General features: G+C 67.5%; 16 protein-coding genes. 7 read left to right on the top strand and 9 right to left on the bottom strand.

Features of this window, described 5'->3' with window-relative positions; all coding sequences use genetic code 11:
* Positions 1–115: 115 nt before the first annotated feature.
* The 6 genes from NI2_RS15595 (at position 116) to bluB (ending at position 6,838) form a co-directional block, all read left to right on the top strand.
* A complete protein-coding gene (locus NI2_RS15595) occupies positions 116–1,525 on the top strand; it encodes a WS/DGAT/MGAT family O-acyltransferase (RefSeq protein ID WP_067491410.1) in 1,410 nt (469 codons plus the stop codon).
* A 10-nt stretch (positions 1,526–1,535) separates the two neighbouring features.
* The gene (locus tag NI2_RS15590; protein ID WP_067491690.1) at positions 1,536–2,087 is read left to right on the top strand and encodes a DUF6912 family protein; all 552 of its coding nucleotides are present in this window, start codon (positions 1,536–1,538) and stop codon (positions 2,085–2,087) included.
* A gap of 129 nt (positions 2,088–2,216) precedes the next feature.
* Positions 2,217–3,347: a ferredoxin reductase gene (locus NI2_RS15585; protein ID WP_067491407.1), complete on the top strand. Its 1,131-nt coding sequence runs from the start codon at positions 2,217–2,219 to the stop codon at positions 3,345–3,347.
* 161 nt (positions 3,348–3,508) lie between these two features.
* On the top strand, positions 3,509–4,843 hold the full coding sequence (locus NI2_RS15580) for a fatty acid desaturase family protein (protein ID WP_067491405.1): 1,335 nt from the start codon (positions 3,509–3,511) through the stop codon (positions 4,841–4,843).
* A 94-nt stretch (positions 4,844–4,937) separates the two neighbouring features.
* Complete coding sequence (locus tag NI2_RS15575) at positions 4,938–6,179, top strand: fatty acid desaturase family protein (RefSeq protein WP_067491403.1); 1,242 nt, start codon at positions 4,938–4,940, stop codon at positions 6,177–6,179.
* A 23-nt stretch (positions 6,180–6,202) separates the two neighbouring features.
* A complete protein-coding gene (gene bluB, locus NI2_RS15570) occupies positions 6,203–6,838 on the top strand; it encodes a 5,6-dimethylbenzimidazole synthase (protein WP_067491401.1) in 636 nt (211 codons plus the stop codon).
* A gap of 48 nt (positions 6,839–6,886) precedes the next feature.
* Here bluB and hpf read toward each other — a convergent pair whose 3' ends face one another.
* The 6 genes from hpf to NI2_RS15540 all read right to left on the bottom strand — a co-directional run bounded on the left by hpf (position 6,887) and on the right by NI2_RS15540 (position 13,386).
* Positions 6,887–7,582 (bottom strand): ribosome hibernation-promoting factor, HPF/YfiA family, encoded by a 696-nt coding sequence (hpf, locus tag NI2_RS15565; protein ID WP_067491399.1) that lies wholly within the window; start codon positions 7,580–7,582, stop codon positions 6,887–6,889.
* Between the two features lie 183 nt (positions 7,583–7,765).
* Positions 7,766–8,410 carry a ComF family protein gene (locus NI2_RS15560; protein WP_067491397.1) on the bottom strand — a complete coding sequence of 215 codons (645 nt, stop codon included), beginning with the start codon at positions 8,408–8,410 and terminating at the stop codon, positions 7,766–7,768.
* 33 nt (positions 8,411–8,443) lie between these two features.
* Positions 8,444–10,240, bottom strand: coding sequence for an MtrAB system accessory lipoprotein LpqB (lpqB, locus tag NI2_RS15555; RefSeq protein WP_067491395.1), 1,797 nt, complete (start codon positions 10,238–10,240; stop codon positions 8,444–8,446).
* A complete protein-coding gene (gene mtrB / locus NI2_RS15550; protein ID WP_208115315.1) occupies positions 10,237–11,961 on the bottom strand; it encodes an MtrAB system histidine kinase MtrB in 1,725 nt (574 codons plus the stop codon). Before mtrB ends, lpqB begins: the two co-directional genes overlap by 4 nt.
* A gap of 22 nt (positions 11,962–11,983) precedes the next feature.
* The gene (gene mtrA / locus NI2_RS15545; protein ID WP_067491393.1) at positions 11,984–12,661 is read right to left on the bottom strand and encodes an MtrAB system response regulator MtrA; all 678 of its coding nucleotides are present in this window, start codon (positions 12,659–12,661) and stop codon (positions 11,984–11,986) included.
* 77 nt (positions 12,662–12,738) lie between these two features.
* Positions 12,739–13,386, bottom strand: a complete 648-nt coding sequence (locus NI2_RS15540; RefSeq protein WP_067491391.1) for a dTMP kinase — start codon at positions 13,384–13,386, stop codon at positions 12,739–12,741.
* A gap of 119 nt (positions 13,387–13,505) precedes the next feature.
* Here NI2_RS15540 and NI2_RS15535 point away from each other — a divergent pair, with 119 nt between their 5' ends.
* Positions 13,506–13,763, top strand: a complete 258-nt coding sequence (locus NI2_RS15535; RefSeq protein WP_067491388.1) for a hypothetical protein — start codon at positions 13,506–13,508, stop codon at positions 13,761–13,763.
* 182 nt (positions 13,764–13,945) lie between these two features.
* On the opposite strand, the gene ahcY is transcribed toward NI2_RS15535, so the two are convergent.
* The 3 genes from ahcY to NI2_RS15520 form a co-directional block, all read right to left on the bottom strand.
* A complete protein-coding gene (gene ahcY, locus NI2_RS15530) occupies positions 13,946–15,427 on the bottom strand; it encodes an adenosylhomocysteinase (RefSeq protein ID WP_067491386.1) in 1,482 nt (493 codons plus the stop codon).
* Positions 15,428–15,483: 56 nt separating this feature from the next.
* Positions 15,484–16,641 (bottom strand): alkane 1-monooxygenase, encoded by a 1,158-nt coding sequence (locus NI2_RS15525; protein WP_067491384.1) that lies wholly within the window; start codon positions 16,639–16,641, stop codon positions 15,484–15,486.
* A gap of 153 nt (positions 16,642–16,794) precedes the next feature.
* Positions 16,795–17,343: a TetR/AcrR family transcriptional regulator gene (locus NI2_RS15520; protein WP_084476463.1), complete on the bottom strand. Its 549-nt coding sequence runs from the start codon at positions 17,341–17,343 to the stop codon at positions 16,795–16,797.
* Positions 17,344–17,374 lie beyond the last annotated feature (31 nt).

Here is a 17,374-nt window from a genome sequence, read left to right as displayed (position 1 = left end):
GGTGAGGCGCCTTGCCCGGCATCACGATTCACCTACTGTGCCGTAGGATGTAGCCGGTGCCCGATCTGCGCCGGGAAGGCGCGCGAAGCGTGCAACGGAAGGAGCATCGGAGCGCGTGATCACGAGATTGACGCCGCAGGACGCGGCGTTCTACCGGCTCGAGTCGAGCAGTAATCCGATTCATATCGGCTCTCTCGCGATCCTCCAGAACTCCTCCGGCGACGGCTCCGGCCAGGTCCTCGACTACGAACAGCTCATCGAGCTGGTCGAATCCCGGCTGCCGCTGGTTCCCCGCTACCGCCGCAAAGTGCGCGAGATCCCGCTCGCGCTCGGCCGTCCGGTGTGGGTGGAGGACAGCCGCTTCGACATCAGCTATCACATCCGCCGCTCCGCGCTGCCCGCCCCCGGCACCGACGAACAGCTCTACGACCTGGTCGCCCGGCTCGCCTCCCGGCCGCTGGACCAGGGCAGGCCGCTGTGGGAGATGTACCTCATCGAAGGGCTGTCCGAGGGGCGAAGCGCGGTGTTCACCAAATCGCATTCGGCGCTCGTCGACGGTGACACCGCGCTCGAGATCGGGCACGTGATCCTCGACAACAGCCCCCTGCCACGCGAACTGGCCGACGACGCCTGGCGCGCACCACGCGAACCGACCGATGTGGAACTGCTCGCCGGCGCGCTGTCGCAACTGGCCGCGCAACCACGCGAGGCCTACTCGGCGGTGCGCGACGCGGGCTCGAGCGCGTTCGGGGTGGTACGCGGCGCCCGGATGGCGGTGCACGCCGCGGCCAATGCCGTCCGCGCGGCCACCTCGGGCGCACCCGACAGCCCGCTCAACGCCCGCACCTCGCGCAGCCGCCGCTTCGATGTGGTGCGCACAGACCTCGAGGACTACCGCAAGATCCGCAGACATTTCGACTGCTCGATCAACGACACCGTGCTCGCGGTCGTCACCGGCGCCCTGCGCAATTGGCTGCTCTCGCGCAACGAGGCACTCGTCGAATCGACGAATCTGCGTGCGGTGGTGCCGATGTCGGTGTACGTCGACGGCGACAACCAGCTGACACCGGCCAGCGAGGTGTCCTCGTTCCTCATCGATCTGCCGGTGGGCGAACCGAATCCGACGATGCGGCTCTCGCACATCTCGCACGCCACCGAGGCCGCGGGCAGGCAGCGTCGCGGCGTGCGGGCGCGCACCCTCGTGCACCTGGCCGGCTTCGCACCGGCCAGCCTGCACGCGATGAGTGTGCGAGCGGCCAGTACCTTCGCCGACAACACCTTCAACCTGGTGATCACCAACGCGCCGGGGCCCCAGACCGCGATGTACATCGGCGGTGCGCGCATGCTGGAGATGTATCCGGTGTCGCCGCTGCTGCGCAATCAGACCCTGAGCTTCGGGCTCACCTCGTACGACGGTCAGGTTTTCTACGGACTCAACGCCGACCGCGACGCCATGGCCGATCTCGACGTCCTCGCGGCGTCGGTGCACGAATCGATGGAGGAGTTGCTCGGTGCCTGTCTCTGAGAACGCCAAGATGCGCGTCTACATCCCGGCGACGATCCCGATGCTGCGGCAACTGGTCGCCGAGCGCGAATTCTTCCCGCTCGGCGCGACCGCGTTCGCGGTGACGCCCGCACTGCGCGAGGCCTACGCCGCGGGCGACGACGACGAACTCGCCGAGGTGGCGATGTCGGAGGCCGCGCGCGCCTCGCTGCGGCTGATCGCCGCCGAACGCGACGGACTCGACGACGCCGACGACGACACCACCGCGCCGAACGAGGCCGCCGACCCGGGCAGCCCGACCTACCGGCGCTGCGTGATCGCCGCCGACGTCACCGGCGCGAAACTGCGCCCCGACCTCGACGACGCGGTGGTGAAACTGGCCGGGCCGATCACCTACGACCAGGTGGCCTCGGTGCACGTCGACCTGGCCGAAGCCGAACCCCAGGTGGCCAAGGCCGTCGACGTGATCGACGTGGCCGACATGGGCGACCCGGACGCCGAGTTCGTCCTCGGCGACGCCGAAGATCACCAGCTGGCCTGGTACGCCACCCAAGAACTGCCTTTCCTCCTGGATCTGCTGTGACATTTGCGGCTGGCGCCGCGGTTCTCGGCCCAGTCCTTCGGCTGGCGCGGAACCTACGATGCCGTAACCTTGCTGCGAGTGAGCCACCGCGGGTGGCTGGGATGCGCGACAGGGAGTAACGGCGAAGCAATGGTCCTGAACAAGTTCCGGGAATGGCTCGAGGCACCGGCGGCGCAGGTCGCCGATCGCGGCGGCAAGCTGAACGTGCTACGCGGCGCGGTCGCCCGGGTGACCACACCCCTGCTGCCCGACGACTACCTGCATCTGGCCAATCCGCTGTGGTCGGCGCGGGAACTGCGCGGGCGCATCGTCGACGTACGCAAGGAGACGGCCGACTCGGCGACGCTGGTCATCAAGCCGGGCTGGGGTTTCGACTTCAAGTATCAGCCGGGTCAGTACATCGGCATCGGCATCCTCATCGACGGCCGCTGGAACTGGCGTTCCTACTCGCTGACCTGCCCGCCGGACTGGACCGGCGAGGGCGGCAAGCGGCTCATCTCCATCGCCGTGAAGGCCATGCCCGAAGGCAAGCTGTCCAGTCACCTCGTCAACGGGGTCGCCGCGGGCACCGTCGTCCGGCTCGCCGCACCGCAGGGCGGGTTCGTGCTGCCCCAGCCGGTACCCGAGAAGGTGCTCTTCCTCACCGCGGGCAGCGGCATCACCCCGGTGATGTCGATGCTGCGCACCATGGACCGCCGCGACGGTGTGCACGACGTGGTGCACGTGCACTCGGCGCCGACCGACGCCGACGTGATGTTCGGCGCCGAACTGCGCGCCCTGCACGACAAGCACCCGAGTTTCGTCTCGCACCTGCAGCTCACCGACGAACAGGGCCTGTTCGCGCTGTCGAGCCTCGACGAGCTCTACCCCGACTGGCGCGAGCGTGAGACGTGGGCGTGCGGTCCCGCGCCCATGCTCGACGCCATCGAAGCGCACTGGAAGGCGGCGGGCATCCCGGAGAAGCTGCACGTCGAGCGTTTCGAGGTGGAACGGTCCGCGGTCGGCGAGGGCGGCACGGTGACCTTCGGCACCACCGGACGCACCCTGACCGTCGACGGCGCGACGAGCCTGCTCGAGGCCGGCGAGTCGGTGGGCGTGCAGCTGCCGTTCGGCTGCCGGATGGGAATCTGCCAGACCTGCGTGGTCACGCTGTCGGCCGGACACGCCCGCGACCTACGCAACGGCGACGAACGCCAGCCGGGCGACAAGGTACAGACCTGCATTTCCGCTGCGGCGGGTGACTGCACACTCGACATCTGATCCCACCGTCACGCTTCGGTTACGGGTATCCTCGAATCATGCGCCGGTCATATGACTGACCGGCAGCGGCTGGTCTCGGCAGTGACGCCGAAGCGTCACCGCCGGGCCCCTCGTGTGTGGACCGAGCGTGCAGGCCGTCAACCGAACAAGAGAGGACCCCGGTGGCCATCACCGATATCCAGGCCTTCGCCCATCTGACGGCGGCCGACATCGAGACCCTGGGCAAAGAACTCGACTCGATCCGACGATCTGTCGAAACCTCGCGCGGTGAGCGCGATGCCAAATACATCCGCCGCACCATCGCCGCCCAGCGCGCCCTCGAGGTCGCGGGTCGCGCGGTGCTGTTCGGCAGCCGCAACCGCTGGGCGTGGCTCGGTGGCACGGCGTTGCTGTCGGTCGCCAAGATCATCGAGAACATGGAGCTCGGGCACAACGTCAGCCACGGGCAGTGGGACTGGATGAACGATCCCGAAATCCACTCCACCACCTGGGAGTGGGATCAGACGGGTCCGTCGGCGCAGTGGCGGCGCGCGCACAACTACTCCCATCACACCTACACCAACGTGCTCGGCAAGGACGAGGACCTGGGTTTCGGCATCCTGCGGATGACCCGCGACGAGGCGTGGGAGCCCAAGCACCTCGTGCAGCCCGCCGCGAACCTGCTGCTGGCCGCCACCTTCGAGTGGGGCATCGCCCTGCACGACCTCGGGATCGAGAAGGAACTCGCGGGCGTACCGACCAAGCAGCTGATGTCGGAGCCGAACAAGGACTTCGCCCGCAAGGCGGGCCGCCAGGTCGTGAAGGACTTCGTGCTGTTCCCGGCGCTCACCGGTCCGGCCTGGAAGTCGACGCTCAAGGCCAACGCCACCGCCAACCTGGTGCGCAATCTGTGGGCCTACGCCGTGATCTTCTGCGGGCACTTCCCCGACGGCGCCGAGAAATTCACCATCGAACAGCTCGACGGGGAAACCCAGGGCGAGTGGTACCTGCGGCAGATGCTCGGTAGCGCCAACTTCAAGGCGGGCCCGGTCATGGCGTTCATGAGCGGCAACCTCTGCTACCAGATCGAGCATCACCTGTTTCCCGACCTGCCGAGCAACCGGTACCCGGAGGTCGCCGCGCAGGTGCGTCAGCTCTGCGACAAGTACGACCTGCCCTACACCACCGGTTCGCTTGGCAAGCAGTACCTGCTGGCCTTCCGCACCATCCACAAGCTCGCGCTGCCCGACCGGTTCCTCAAGCGCACCGCCGACGACGCCCCCGAGACGTCCTCGGAACGCAAGTTCCACGGCATCTCGTTGCCGGAGGCGCTGCGCGTCGACCCGGAGACCGGCAAGCGCCTCGGCCTGCGTTCGGCGCTGCACGACGCGAAGGTGAGCCTCGAGGCGAAAGCACGGCACGAGAAGGAAGTGCTGCGCGAGGCCAAGGTGGCACTGAAGAAGCGCGCGCGGCAGGAAGAGGCGGCCCTCCGGAAGAGGGCGCGCGGTCTCAGATAACATCTGTGTCTCGATCGCGCAATAGGACACATCCCACAATCCATCGCGGAAATCACCAACCTACGCTCTCGTAACCTACGGTACTGTAACCGCCATGGCGATCTCGGATGTCAAGGAATACGCGCACCTCACCGCCGCGGATGTCGAAGCTCTCGGTGCGGAGTTCGACGCGATCCGCCGCGAAATCGAATCTTCGCGAGGCGAAGCCGACGCCCGGTATATCCGCAACGTCATCCGGTTACAGCGAGCCCTGGAGATCAGCGGCCGCACTGTCCTGTTCGCCAGCTTCCTGCCCCCGGCCTGGCTGGCCGGCGTCGCCCTGCTCGGCACTGCCAAGATCATCGAGAACATGGAGATCGGGCACAACGTCATGCACGGGCAGTGGGACTGGATGAACGATCCGGAGATCCACTCCACGTCCTGGGAGTGGGACAACGCGGGCCCGTCGGCGCACTGGAAGATCACCCACAACTTCCTGCACCACAAGTACACCAACGTCCTCGGCATGGACGACGACATCGGCTACGGCCTGCTGCGCGTCACCCGCGACCAGCGCTGGATGCCGTTCTACCTGGGCAACCCGATCTACAACTTCCTGCTGCAGGCGCTGTTCGAGTACGGCGTCGCGATCCAGCACCTCGAGCTGGGCAAGGTGGCGAAGAAGAAGTGGGACAAGGACTCCCCGGAGTGGAAGCAGTTCGACGCCGACCGCAAGCTGGTGCTCAAGAAGATCGGCAAGCAGGCCGCCAAGGACTACGTGATCTTCCCGTTGCTCACCGGCCCGTCGTTCTTCACTACCCTCACCGCCAACTTCGCCGCCAATGTGGTGCGCAATGTGTGGACCAACGCGGTGATCTTCTGCGGACATTTCCCCGACGGCGCCGAGAAGTTCACCAAGGCCGACATCGAGAACGAGACCAAGGGCGAGTGGTATCTGCGCCAGATGCTCGGCAGCGCCAACATCAGCGGCGGCCCGGTCATGCACTTCATGACCGGCAACCTCAGCCACCAGATCGAACACCACCTGTTCCCCGACCTGCCGAGCAACCGCTACGCCGCAATCGCGGTGCGGGTGCGTGAGCTGGCCGACAAGTACGACCTGCCCTACACCACCGGCTCGCTGCCGGTGCAGTACTTCAAGTCGTGGCGCACGATCCTCAAGCTGTCGCTGCCCAACAAGTACCTGCGCCACACCACCGACGACGCACCGGAAACCAAGTCGGAGCGCCTGTTCGAGGGCAAGGCCGTGCCGACGATCGACCCGGTGACCGGTCGCAGGCGCGGATTGCGCACCGCGCTGGCCGCCGGACGACGGATGGCACGTAGGTCGGCCTGACCCCGCAATGCCACACTGCACGGGTGTGTGCTGAGCAACTGAGCGTCTACGACGCGATCCGTCTGCGTCGCGATGTGCGCGCCGAATTCACCGGCGAACTCGTCGACGACGACACGTTGTGGCGGATCCTGTCCGCCGCCCACCGGGCGCCGAGCGTCGGCAATTCCCAGCCCTGGGACTTCGTCGTGGTCCGCGAAGCGGCGACCTTGCGCCGCTTCGCCGATCACGTGGCGGGTAAGCGCGTCGAGTTCCGTGACGCCCTGCCCGCCGACCGGGCCGCGACGTTCGACCCGATCAAGATCGAGGGGATCGTCGAGAGCGGTACCGGGATCGTGGTCACCCACGACGACCGGCGTGGCGGACCGCAGGTACTCGGCCGGGCCAGCGTCCCGGAGACGGGTGTGTACTCGACCGTGCTGGCCATCCAGAACCTGTGGCTGGCGGCGACCGCCGAACAGGTCGGTGTGGGCTGGGTGTCGTTCTACGAACCCGGGTTCCTAAGTGATCTGGTCGGCCTGCCGCCGGGCATCACGCCCATCGCCTGGCTGTGCGTCGGACCGGTACACGAGTTCCAGGAAGTGCCGGATCTCGAACGCTTCGGCTGGCGGGCCCGGCGGGCGCTCACCGACGCCGTGCACTACGAAAAGTTCGGTGGCTGAACGCGATCCGGGCACCCGCGCCCGCGGGTGCCCGGAGTTCAGGATGGGTCAGACCAACCGGATCAGACCGTAGTCGAAGGCGTGTCTGCGATAGACCACCGACGGCCGGTCCGTTTCCTTGTCGTGGAAGAGGAAGAAGTCGTGCCCCACCAGTTCCATCTGGTACAGGGCGTCGTCGACCGTCATCGGCGTAGCCGGATGGTCCTTCGTGCGCACGATGTGGCCGGGACCCTCGTCCTGGGGTTCCTCGTCGTGTTCGTGCGCCACGTGCCCGTTGGCCTGGGCGAACAGCGAGTCGTCGACCAGGGACGCGGTGGCCTGGGCTACCGAGACGGGCGTCTTGTCTCCGTAGTGCACCACCCGGCGCTTGTCCTTGGACCTGCGCAGCCTGCTCTCGATCTTCTGTGATGCCGACTCGAACGCGGCATAGAAGCTGTCGGCGCACGCCTCGGCACGCACGATCGGGCCACGCCCGCGTGCGGTGATCTCGACGCGCTGGCAGGCCTTGCGTTGACGACGGTTGCGCTCGTGGAACAGCTCCACATCGAAGAGGAAGATCGACGGATCGAAGCGCTCCAGCCGGGAGAGCTTCTCCGAGACATAGATTCGATAGTGGTCGGGTACTTCGACATTGCGACCGGAGACCACCACTTCCGCGTGGGGTGTCCGAGTCGAGTCGGCGGCACTGTCCTCCAGTGCCGAAGGGTCAGCATCGTGCACTGATGCCCGTGCAGAAGTCGTCACGCGAGTACCTCCCGGATATGGCCGCACACCAGAGCGAGTGCGGCGGGATTGAGCTGTGCCGATCGGGAATCGCTCGACACCAGAGTTCGCGGCGCCACCTCCCAGAAGCTGTGGTTCGGTGTGTGTTCGCGACGCTAGTCCGCCACGGACGAGTCCGCCACTGTTCACGCAAATTTCGCTGAGTCAAGCCGCACAGGTCACCAAAACAGCGCACGGATGTATGCCGATCCGGCTAAGAACACGTATCGACTCGGTGGCGGTGGCGCCGGTGGTCAACACGTCGTCGACCAGCACTACCTCGGCATTCGCCGGAATTCGCGCCCGCGCGGTGGCCGGGGTCACGGCGATGATCTTGTGCGCGAGATTGTGTGCGCGCTCGCGCGAGCCGAGCCCGACGGAGTCACGGACACCGGGCCGCAGACGAAGCAGTCCGACGGCCCGGCAATCGATCAGCCAACCGGCCGCGCGGGCCGTAGAACGGGCTACGGGATCGCCGCCGCGGCTGCGGGCTGCCGATGTTCGGGTGGGCGCCGGAATCAGCACCAGCGGGCGGTCAGCGGACCGTAACCGGGCCAAGGCCGCGGCGAGTGCGGCGCCGAGCGGGTCGGCCAGGTCTCGCCGGCCGTGCTCCTTGGCCGCCAGCACCGCGCGCTTGGCCGGACCGCGGTAGGGGCGAAGCGCCCAGCACGGAACACCGGGGTCGGTTCGTGGACGTACCCGCACCGGACCCGTCGTCAACTCGGCCGCGCACGCGCCGCACCAGGGCGTGCCCGCCAGCGCACAGCCGCCGCAGCGGACCGGCAGCACGAGATCGAGCAGAGCCTTCATAGCCGGTGAGCATGGCAGCGGGTACCGACAGATTCAGGTCGGCAGGACAGGGACCACGCCTTCGCCGGTGAGCCCGGGCACCTCGCGCCAGAAGCGGTCGGTCCGCGTGGGGTCGGCGGTCTGCAGTTGCAGCACCGCGCGGGAATCGGCGACGTACTGGGTCGACTGCGTCGCCGTGACCACCCGGACCGGCGGAGTCAGGTTCTGCGAGGTCACCGGCGTGAACTGGGAACCGTCGATGGACACGGTGAACACCGGGTCGACATTGCCTTCCCGGGCGACCATGAGGGTGTCGCCGGTGATCCAGCTCAGCGACACCGCGGGCGTGCTCAGCCCGATCGCGACCGGCAGCGCGGAGGTGAGCGCGTACTTGCCGTCCGGCCTGCGTTCGATCACCGCCACGTACACCTTGCCGTCGGCGATCAGCGCGGCCCGCACACCGGTCCGCGAGACGACCACCTCGGTGATCGGCAGTCGCGGCGCACCCGCGCCTTCGAACAGCCCCGCGGTGTCCACGTCCTGCAGCGACACATTGCCGGTGGCGCGATCGGTGACCGCACGCACCACCCGTTGCTCGTCGAGCACGGTCCACGCGGCGCCACCGTCCATGGTCCAGGACGGCCGTGCGATACTCGCCGCCTCGACCACACCGAACGCGCCCGCGCCGTAGTTGCCGATCAGCAGGGTGCGGCCCGGTTCCGGTGCGGGCCTTCCGGTGTCGGCGACGGCGGCGACGAACTGGCCGTCCGACGAGATGCCGACCGACTGCAGGTTCGTCGCCTCCCCGAAGGCCCCACTGGGCGCGACGATCCCGTCCGGTGTCACCTGGACGAGGGTGCCGTTGCGCAGTGCGTGCAGCCCGATCTTGTTCCCGCCGGGCGCCGCCGCACTGAACTGGTCGACATCCGCGACCGACCAGCCGCTCGCGAAGCGTTCGTCGAGCGGTTTGCCGTCGGCGAGCAACACATACGGGCCGAGGATGTCGGCACGCGACAGCGTCGTCACCACCTGGGCGGCCAGCAGTTCACGACCACGTTGATCGAGCGTCCCGATCCCGCCGAAGTCGATACGCACCCCACCGATTCCGACACCCACCTCGCCGGGGTCGTTCTCCGCCTTGATGATCGGGCTGCGCACCGCGGTCGGCGGGGCGAGCAGATTGCGGACCACCCCGGCGATGGCCGACTGTGGGCCGCCGCTGAGCAGGCCGACGAGCCGCTCGGTGAGTTGACCTCGTGGCACCGAGAGCCAGCGCGGATCCGGCACGAGCAGCTGGGAGGTGCTGTCGAAGTAATACAAGACGTAGCGCTGGTAGGTGCTCGCGAACGACGCCGAAGCCATCACGACGCCGTCGGGCAGGTCGGTGATGCGCCATTCCCCGTCGACCTTGCTCATCTCGATCTTGTTCTCGAGCATGCCGTCGGTGGCGCGGTAGACGCCGTCGCGGCTCAGCTCACCGACCTTGCGGGCGCGCACCACATACGTCGCCCGGTCGCCGGTGCGCGATTCGCGGAGCGTGTCGGGCCGATCGACGATGGTGATGCTCGCCTCGTCGTTCCACTCCCCCGCCGTGTCGTCGCGCATGTACTGGCGGGCGGCGGCGTGCCGGTTGGCCGGGTCGGCACTGGCACCGAGGAAATCGCCCACCAGCAGGTCGGGATCGCGGCCGGGCTCCGGCGGCGGCGGACCCGCCGACGTGGGTTCGCGCTCGATGGTGCCGAGGGCCTGCGGCGCCGACGATTCGGGCAGGCTCGCACACCCGGTGAGGACGAGCAGGCAGACGAGGGCGAACAGCCCCACACCCTTGCGAACACCACCCGCGTTGCTCATGACTCTCGGTCTCCGGTCTCGGTCGCTGCGGCTTCCTCGTTGTCGTCGGCGGCGTTGTCGCGCTGGATGTCGAGGACCTCGGGTTCCGGCTCGGCCTCGGGTAACGCGGGCACCTTGCGCAGCATCGGTTCCAGCGCCAGCGGGCTCGGACCGAGTTTGCGGCCGCGCACCATCGGCAGCAGCAACCGGAAGCTGGCGCCGACACCCGGATCGCCCCAGGCCTCCAGTCGACCCTCGTGCAGGTTGGCGTCCTCGACACTGATCGACAGGCCGAGACCGGTGCCGCCGGAGCGGCGCACCCGCGAGGGGTCCGAGCGCCAGAACCGGTTGAACACCAGCTTCTCCTCGCCCGGTCGCAGACCGACACCCTGATCGCGCACGACCGTCGCCACGGCATTGGCCTCGGCGTCGCCGCGCATCCGGATCAGGACCGGTTTGCCCTCGGAGTGGTCGATCGCGTTGGCGAGCAGATTGCGCAGCACCCGCTCCACGCGGCGCGGATCGACCTCGGCGACCACCGGTTCCTCCGGCAGGTCGACGACCAGCTCGACCCCGGCGTCCTTGGCCAGATGCCGCACGGTCGTGATCGCGGCCCGCGCGCACATCCGCACGTCGAGGGACTCCACCTGCAGTTCGGCCACACCGGCGTCGTGCCGGGAGATCTCGAGGAGGTCGTTGAGCAGGCCTTCGAACCGGTCGAGTTCGTTGACGAGCAGTTCGGAGCTGCGGGCGAGCGCGGGATCGAGATCGTCGCTGGAACCGTGGATGAGGTCGGCGGCCATGCGCACCGTGGTGAGCGGGGTGCGCAGCTCATGGCTGACATCGGAGGTGAACCGGCGCTGCAGATTGCCGAATTCCTCGAGCTGGGTGATCTGGTTCGACAGGCTCTCGGCCATCTCGTTGAACGCCTGCGCCAGCCGCGCCATGTCGTCCTCGCCGCGCACCAGCATGCGTTCCTTCAGCCTGCCGTCGGCGAAGCGGCCGGCGATGCGCGCGGCCGAACGGATCGGCAGCACCACCTGCCGGGTGACCAGCGCGGTGATCGCGGCGAGCAACACGAGCAGGACCACGCCACCGATGAGCATCGTGCCGCGCATCAGCGACAGGCTCGACTCCTCGCTGGCCAGGGGGAAGATCAGGTAGATCTCGAGGGTCGCGATCTCGGCGCTCGGGCTGCCGATGATCAGCGCGCGGCCACGGTAGCCGTCCGGGTCGGCGACGGTGGTGAACTGGTAGGACACCTGACTGCGCTGCACGAACCGGCGAAGTTCCTGTGGCACCTCGGAGATGAGATCGGTGGTGATCTCCTGCGGCGGGGTACCACCGACCATGGCCAGCGCGGAGTCGAAACTACCGGCGGCGCCCGTCGATTGCCCCGTGCCGCCCCGGCTGGACAGCGCACTGCGCGCGTCGGCCAGTTGCTGCTGGCGGCTGTTGGCGCCCTCGACACCGTTCAGCTCGTTCTCGATCGTGCTGCGGGCACGATCCATCTCCTCGACCGCCGCGTTGATCTTGGCTTCGAGGAGCCGGTCGGTGATCTGACCGGTCAGCACGACCCCGAGGATCGTGATCACGATGAGGGAGAGAGTCAGCGTGGAAACGATGACCCGCAATTGCAGCGAGCGACGCCACAGGTGACCCAGCGCGGTGCCGATGGTCTGGAACCAGTCGAGCACCGGGGTCGCCCACCGCCGCAGCCGCGCGATGAGCCCGTCGGTCACCGCGGCGCCTCACAGCGACCGATCACGGCGGTCCGGCCTTGTATCCGACGCCGCGCACAGTGAGCACGATCTCGGGGTTTTCCGGATCCTTCTCGACCTTGGCGCGCAGCCGCTGCACGTGCACGTTCACCAGGCGGGTGTCGGCGGCGTGCCGGTAACCCCACACCTGTTCGAGCAGCACCTCGCGGGTGAACACCTGACGCGGTTTGCGCGCGAGCGCCACCAGCAGGTCGAACTCCAGTGGGGTGAGCGAGATCTGTGTGCCACCGCGGGTCACCTTGTGCGCGGGCACGTCGATGACGATGTCGGCGATCGAGAGCAGCTCGGCCGGTTCGTCCTCGGTGCGACGCAGGCGCGCACGCACGCGGGCGACGAGTTCCTTGGGCTTGAACGGCTTGACGATGTAATCGTCGGCACCGGACTCGAGACCGAGGACCACATCGACGGTGTCGGTCTTGGCGGTGAGCATCACGATCGGAACGCCGGAATCGGCCCGCAGCACGCGGCATACGTCGATGCCGTTCATGCCGGGCAGCATCAGGTCCAGCAAAACCAGGTCGGGGCGGATCTCCCGCACCGCCGACAGGGCCTGCGTGCCGTCGCCGACCACGTGCGGGTCGAACCCTTCCCCGCGCAAGACGATGGTCAGCATCTCAGCGAGTGCCATATCGTCGTCGACGACCAGAATCTTGGGCTTCATAATCCTATGTTGTCATCTTCCAGGCCAGGATCGGGCCGCCACGCCATTAATGGTGTGAACCCGTCGCTTATCCAACCTTATCCGGCAAGAATTTCCGTGCACACAGTGAGCAGGGCGGGCCGGTCGTGTTCGGATCGGTATGTCCACCACCGGCCGAACCAATCGCGGTCGGCCAGTTCACGATAGACCTCGCCGGTGCGCTGCTGTAGACCGCTGTCCTTCTCGTAGGCGTCGAGGGCACGCGCGGTGTCGAGTTCGCCACGGCGACGGGCACGTTCGGCGGCCACCTCGGTGCCGACATCGATGAGCACGGTGAGGTCGGGCACCGGGAGCCCGAGCCTGCCGTATTCCAGATCGCCCACCCAGGCGACGATTTCGCCGTCGACGTCCTGCACGGCGCGGGCCGCGGAATAGGCGGCGTTGGAGGCGACCCAGCGATCGAGGATCACGATGTCGTTGGCGTCCAACAGGTTCGACAGCTCCGCGCTAGCGTCGGCGCGATCGAGGGCAAACATGATCGCCATGGCGTTGATCGAGCCGGCGAGATCGCCGTGCGCCCCGCGCAATGCCTCGGCCGCGAGGTCGGCGTGTATCGATCGGCCGTATCGCGGAAAGGCGAGGCTGCCCGCGCGAAGTCCTTTCGCGGACAGTTCGTCGACGAGCCCGTCGATAAGCGTGCGTTTACCCGCTCCGTCGAGCCCTTCCACCGCGATCAACACACCCATGCCGTGAGATTACCGCGCCGCATGCCACGCCCTTCGACGCGAGCCACTCCGGCGATTCCGGCCCATTACGAGATTGTGAGGTGTTTTCATTTCAGAGTCTGTTCTACCCAGGAGTCACCATGCGCTCACGCATCGCCCTGCACACCGCCGTCGCCGCCACGGCTCTCGGACTCGCCCTCGCCGGCGCGGGCACCGCCTCGGCCGCACCCGTCGACCCGATTCGCCACGGTCACCACAACAACCCAGGTCTGCTCTCCGGCTCCGCATCCGCGGGCTCCGCCGCCGCGGGGTCGGCCGCCCGCGGCTCGGCCGAACTGGCAGGCTGCCTCCTGCTGGAAGTCGTCGTACCCCTCCCCCTCTGCTTGCTGCTGAGCTGACATTTCGGGCGCGGCCTGTGACTCACGCGGGCCGCACCCCCGGAAACTACGGTCTGTCACCCACCACCGCACCGATCGCCGGCGACGCCGACGGCATCCACATCTGCGACACTCCACCGCTGGGGTAGAGACGACGGTGGGCCCGCCGACCGCAACGGTCGGCGGGCCCACCGGGAGTCGACTCAGTAGCGGTAGTGGTCCGGCTTGTACGGGCCTTCCACGTCCACGCCGATGTACTCGGCCTGGTCCTTGGTGAGCTTGGTCAGGGTGCCGCCGAGGGCCTCGACGTGGATCTTGGCGACCTTCTCGTCGAGGTGCTTGGGCAGGCGGTAGACCTCGTTGTCGTACTCCTCCGGCTTGGTCCACAGCTCGATCTGGGCGATGACCTGGTTGGAGAAGCTGTTGCTCATCACGAACGAGGGGTGACCGGTGGCGTTGCCCAGGTTGAGCAGGCGGCCTTCGGACAGCACGATGATCGACTTACCCGATTCGAAGGTCCACTCGTCGACCTGCGGCTTGATGTTGATCCGGGTCGCGCCCGAACGCTCGAGGGCGGCCATATCGATCTCGTTGTCGAAGTGGCCGATGTTGCCGAGGATCGAGTGATCCTTCATCGCCTTCATGTGGTCGAGGGTGATGATGTCCTTGTTGCCGGTGGAGGTGATGACGATGTCGGCATCGCCGATCGCCTGCTCCACGGTGACCACGTCGTAGCCGTCCATCAGCGCCTGCAGGGCGTTGATCGGGTCGATCTCGGTGACCTGCACGCGCGCGCCCTGACCGGCGAGGGACTCCGCACAGCCCTTGCCGACGTCGCCGTAACCGCAGATCAGCACCTTCTTGCCACCGATGAGCACATCGGTGCCGCGGTTGATGCCGTCGATGAGCGAGTGGCGGGTGCCGTACTTGTTGTCGAACTTGGACTTGGTGACCGAGTCGTTGACGTTGATCGCCGGGAACACCAGCTCACCCGCGGCCGCGAACTGGTACAGGCGAAGCACGCCGGTGGTGGTCTCCTCGGTGACGCCCTTGACCGAGTCGGCGATGACGCTCCACTTGGTCTTGTCGCGCTCGAGGCTCTCGCGCAGCAGATTCAGGAACACCGTGTACTCGGCGGAATGCTCCTCGTCGGCGGGCGGGACGACCCCGGCCTTCTCGAACTGCGCGCCGCGCAGCACGAGCATGGTGGCGTCACCGCCGTCGTCGAGGATCATGTTGGCGGGCTCGCCCGGCCAGGTGAGCATCTGCTCGGCGGCCCACCAGTACTCCTCGAGGGTCTCGCCCTTCCACGCGAAGACCGGCACACCCTTTGGCTCCTCGACGGTGCCGTGCGGGCCGACGACGACCGCGGCGGCGGCGTGGTCCTGGGTGGAGAAGATGTTGCACGACGCCCAGCGAACCTGCGCGCCGAGGTCGACAAGCGTTTCGATCAGGACAGCGGTCTGCACCGTCATGTGCAGGGAACCGGAGATACGGGCGCCCTTCAGCGGCTGCACGTCGTGGTATTCACGGCGCAGCGCCATCAGGCCCGGCATCTCGTGCTCGGCCAGGCGGATCTCTTTGCGGCCGAATTCGGCCTGCGACAGATCTGCCACCTTGTAATCGATGCCGTTGCGGACGTCAGCGGTGAGCTCGGTGCGCGGGGAGAGTTCTGAGGTCGTCACGCAGGCAAGGCTACCGTCTGCGGCCGCCCCTGTTCCCGCCTCCGCCCAGGTCGGAGTCAGGCGGGGGCGCGGTATCTGGCCAGCAACCGTCGCTGTTTGACCGGCGCCACGTTCGCCAGGCTGAGATCACCGCCGTAATGGGCGGCCACCCGGGGGTCCATCACCGCACGCCACAGGGGTGGCACGGCCGCGAGCAGGATCATGGTCGCGTACCCGGCGGGCAGCTGCGGTGACTCACTGGTGCTGCGCAGGGTCTGGTAGCGGCGGCCGGGGTTGGCGTGGTGGTCGCTGTGGCGCTGCAGATGGAACAGGAAGATGTTGGTGACCAGGCGATCGGAGTTCCAGCTGTCGCGCGGGGAGCAGCGTTCGTAGCGCCCGTTGGGCTTGCGCGCGCGCAGCAGTCCGTAGTGCTCGACGTAGTTCACGGTCTCGAGCAGCATCACCCCGATCACCGCCTGCAGCGCCAGCCAGGGCACGATCGCCGGCCCGAAGACCAGCACCAGCGAACCGAACAGCAGCACCGACATCGACCACGCCTGCAGGATCTGGTTACCGGGGTTCCACCAGCCGAGACTCTTCCTGGCCAGGCGTGCGCGCTCCAGCTGGACGGCGGAGCGGAAGCCACCGATCACGCTGCGCGGCAAGAACTCCCACAGCGACTCGCCCATGCGGGCACTCGCCGGATCCTCGGGTGTCGCGACCCGAGCGTGATGGCCGCGGTTGTGCTCGACGAAGAAGTGACCGTACCCCGACTGGGCGAGCGCGATCTTGGACAGCAATCTTTCAGCACGCTCCACGCGGTGGCCCAATTCGTGGGCGGCGTTGATGCCGATGCCGCTGACGAAACCGACCGTGGTGGCCAGGCCGAGCTTGTCGACGACATCGAGGTCGTTGCCCGCCCACATCGCGCAGGCCAGCAGCAGGCCGATGAGCTGGATGGGCAGGAACAGATAGGTGCACCAGCGGTAGTAGCGGTCACGCGAGAGCGCCTCGTAGTCCTCGTCGCGCGGGTTGTTGCCGTCCTCGCCGACGATCCAGTCCAGGACGGGAATCGCGATCAGCACGATGACGGGACCGATCCACCAGAACGCTTCGGCGCCGGTGCGGTACACGAGCTGGGAGGGCAGCAGCGCGCACGCCGGCGCGATCAGCCCGAGAGCCCAGAGATACCGTTTGGGATCACGAAAACCCCCCGGTTTGCCAACCGTTTGCACACCCGCTCCGCTACAAAAAGACCAACTGCCGACGGATGTGAATACTGACAGACCAGGGGCACGTTACACAGCGGCCGCTCCTCAAACGTGGTGATGGTTACATCACCACGAATAAGAGCTGATCACCCCTTATAGTGATCCGTCCCACTCCGTCTAGGGGCGAATACCGCGTGCCTGAACAATCGCCTCCACATAGGGACTCAGCAACGCGGCCATCTCGGCGGGTGCGTCGCGTTCGGGAACCGGCGGATTGGGGATGTAACTCAGCGCGATGCGCACCAGCGCGTGCGCGAGGACATCGGCCTCGGTGCCGGTGGCGTTCACCCAGCTGTGCTGAAAGACGTCGGCCAGCCGCGCGGTGGCGTGTTCGAGCAGGGGGCCCGCGTCGAGGGTGATGAGCCGCAGCAGATCGGGCTTCATCTCCCCGGCGAGCAGCGATCGAACCAGCGGGTCGGCCGCGGCGGCGAAGAAGAAGCCGGTCATGCCGTCGCGGATGGCCTCGCGCGCGTCGCCGACGTGCCGGTGGATCGCGTCGCGCACCTGGTCGACGAGGGAGTCGGCCAGGCGAAGCGCGTAGGACTGGGAAAGGCCCGCGCGCGACCCGAACTCGTTGTAGAGCGTCTGCCTGCTCACCCCGGCCCTGGCGGCCACGTCACCGAGGGTGATCTTGGACCAGTCCCGTTCGGTGAGCAGCTCGCACATGGAGTCCAGGACCGAAGTGCGCAGTAGTTGG

This window comes from Nocardia ignorata NBRC 108230, from assembly GCF_001612905.1.
GTDB classification, from domain to species: domain Bacteria; phylum Actinomycetota; class Actinomycetes; order Mycobacteriales; family Mycobacteriaceae; genus Nocardia; species Nocardia ignorata.
This window is presented reverse-complemented; position numbering and strand designations above follow the sequence as displayed.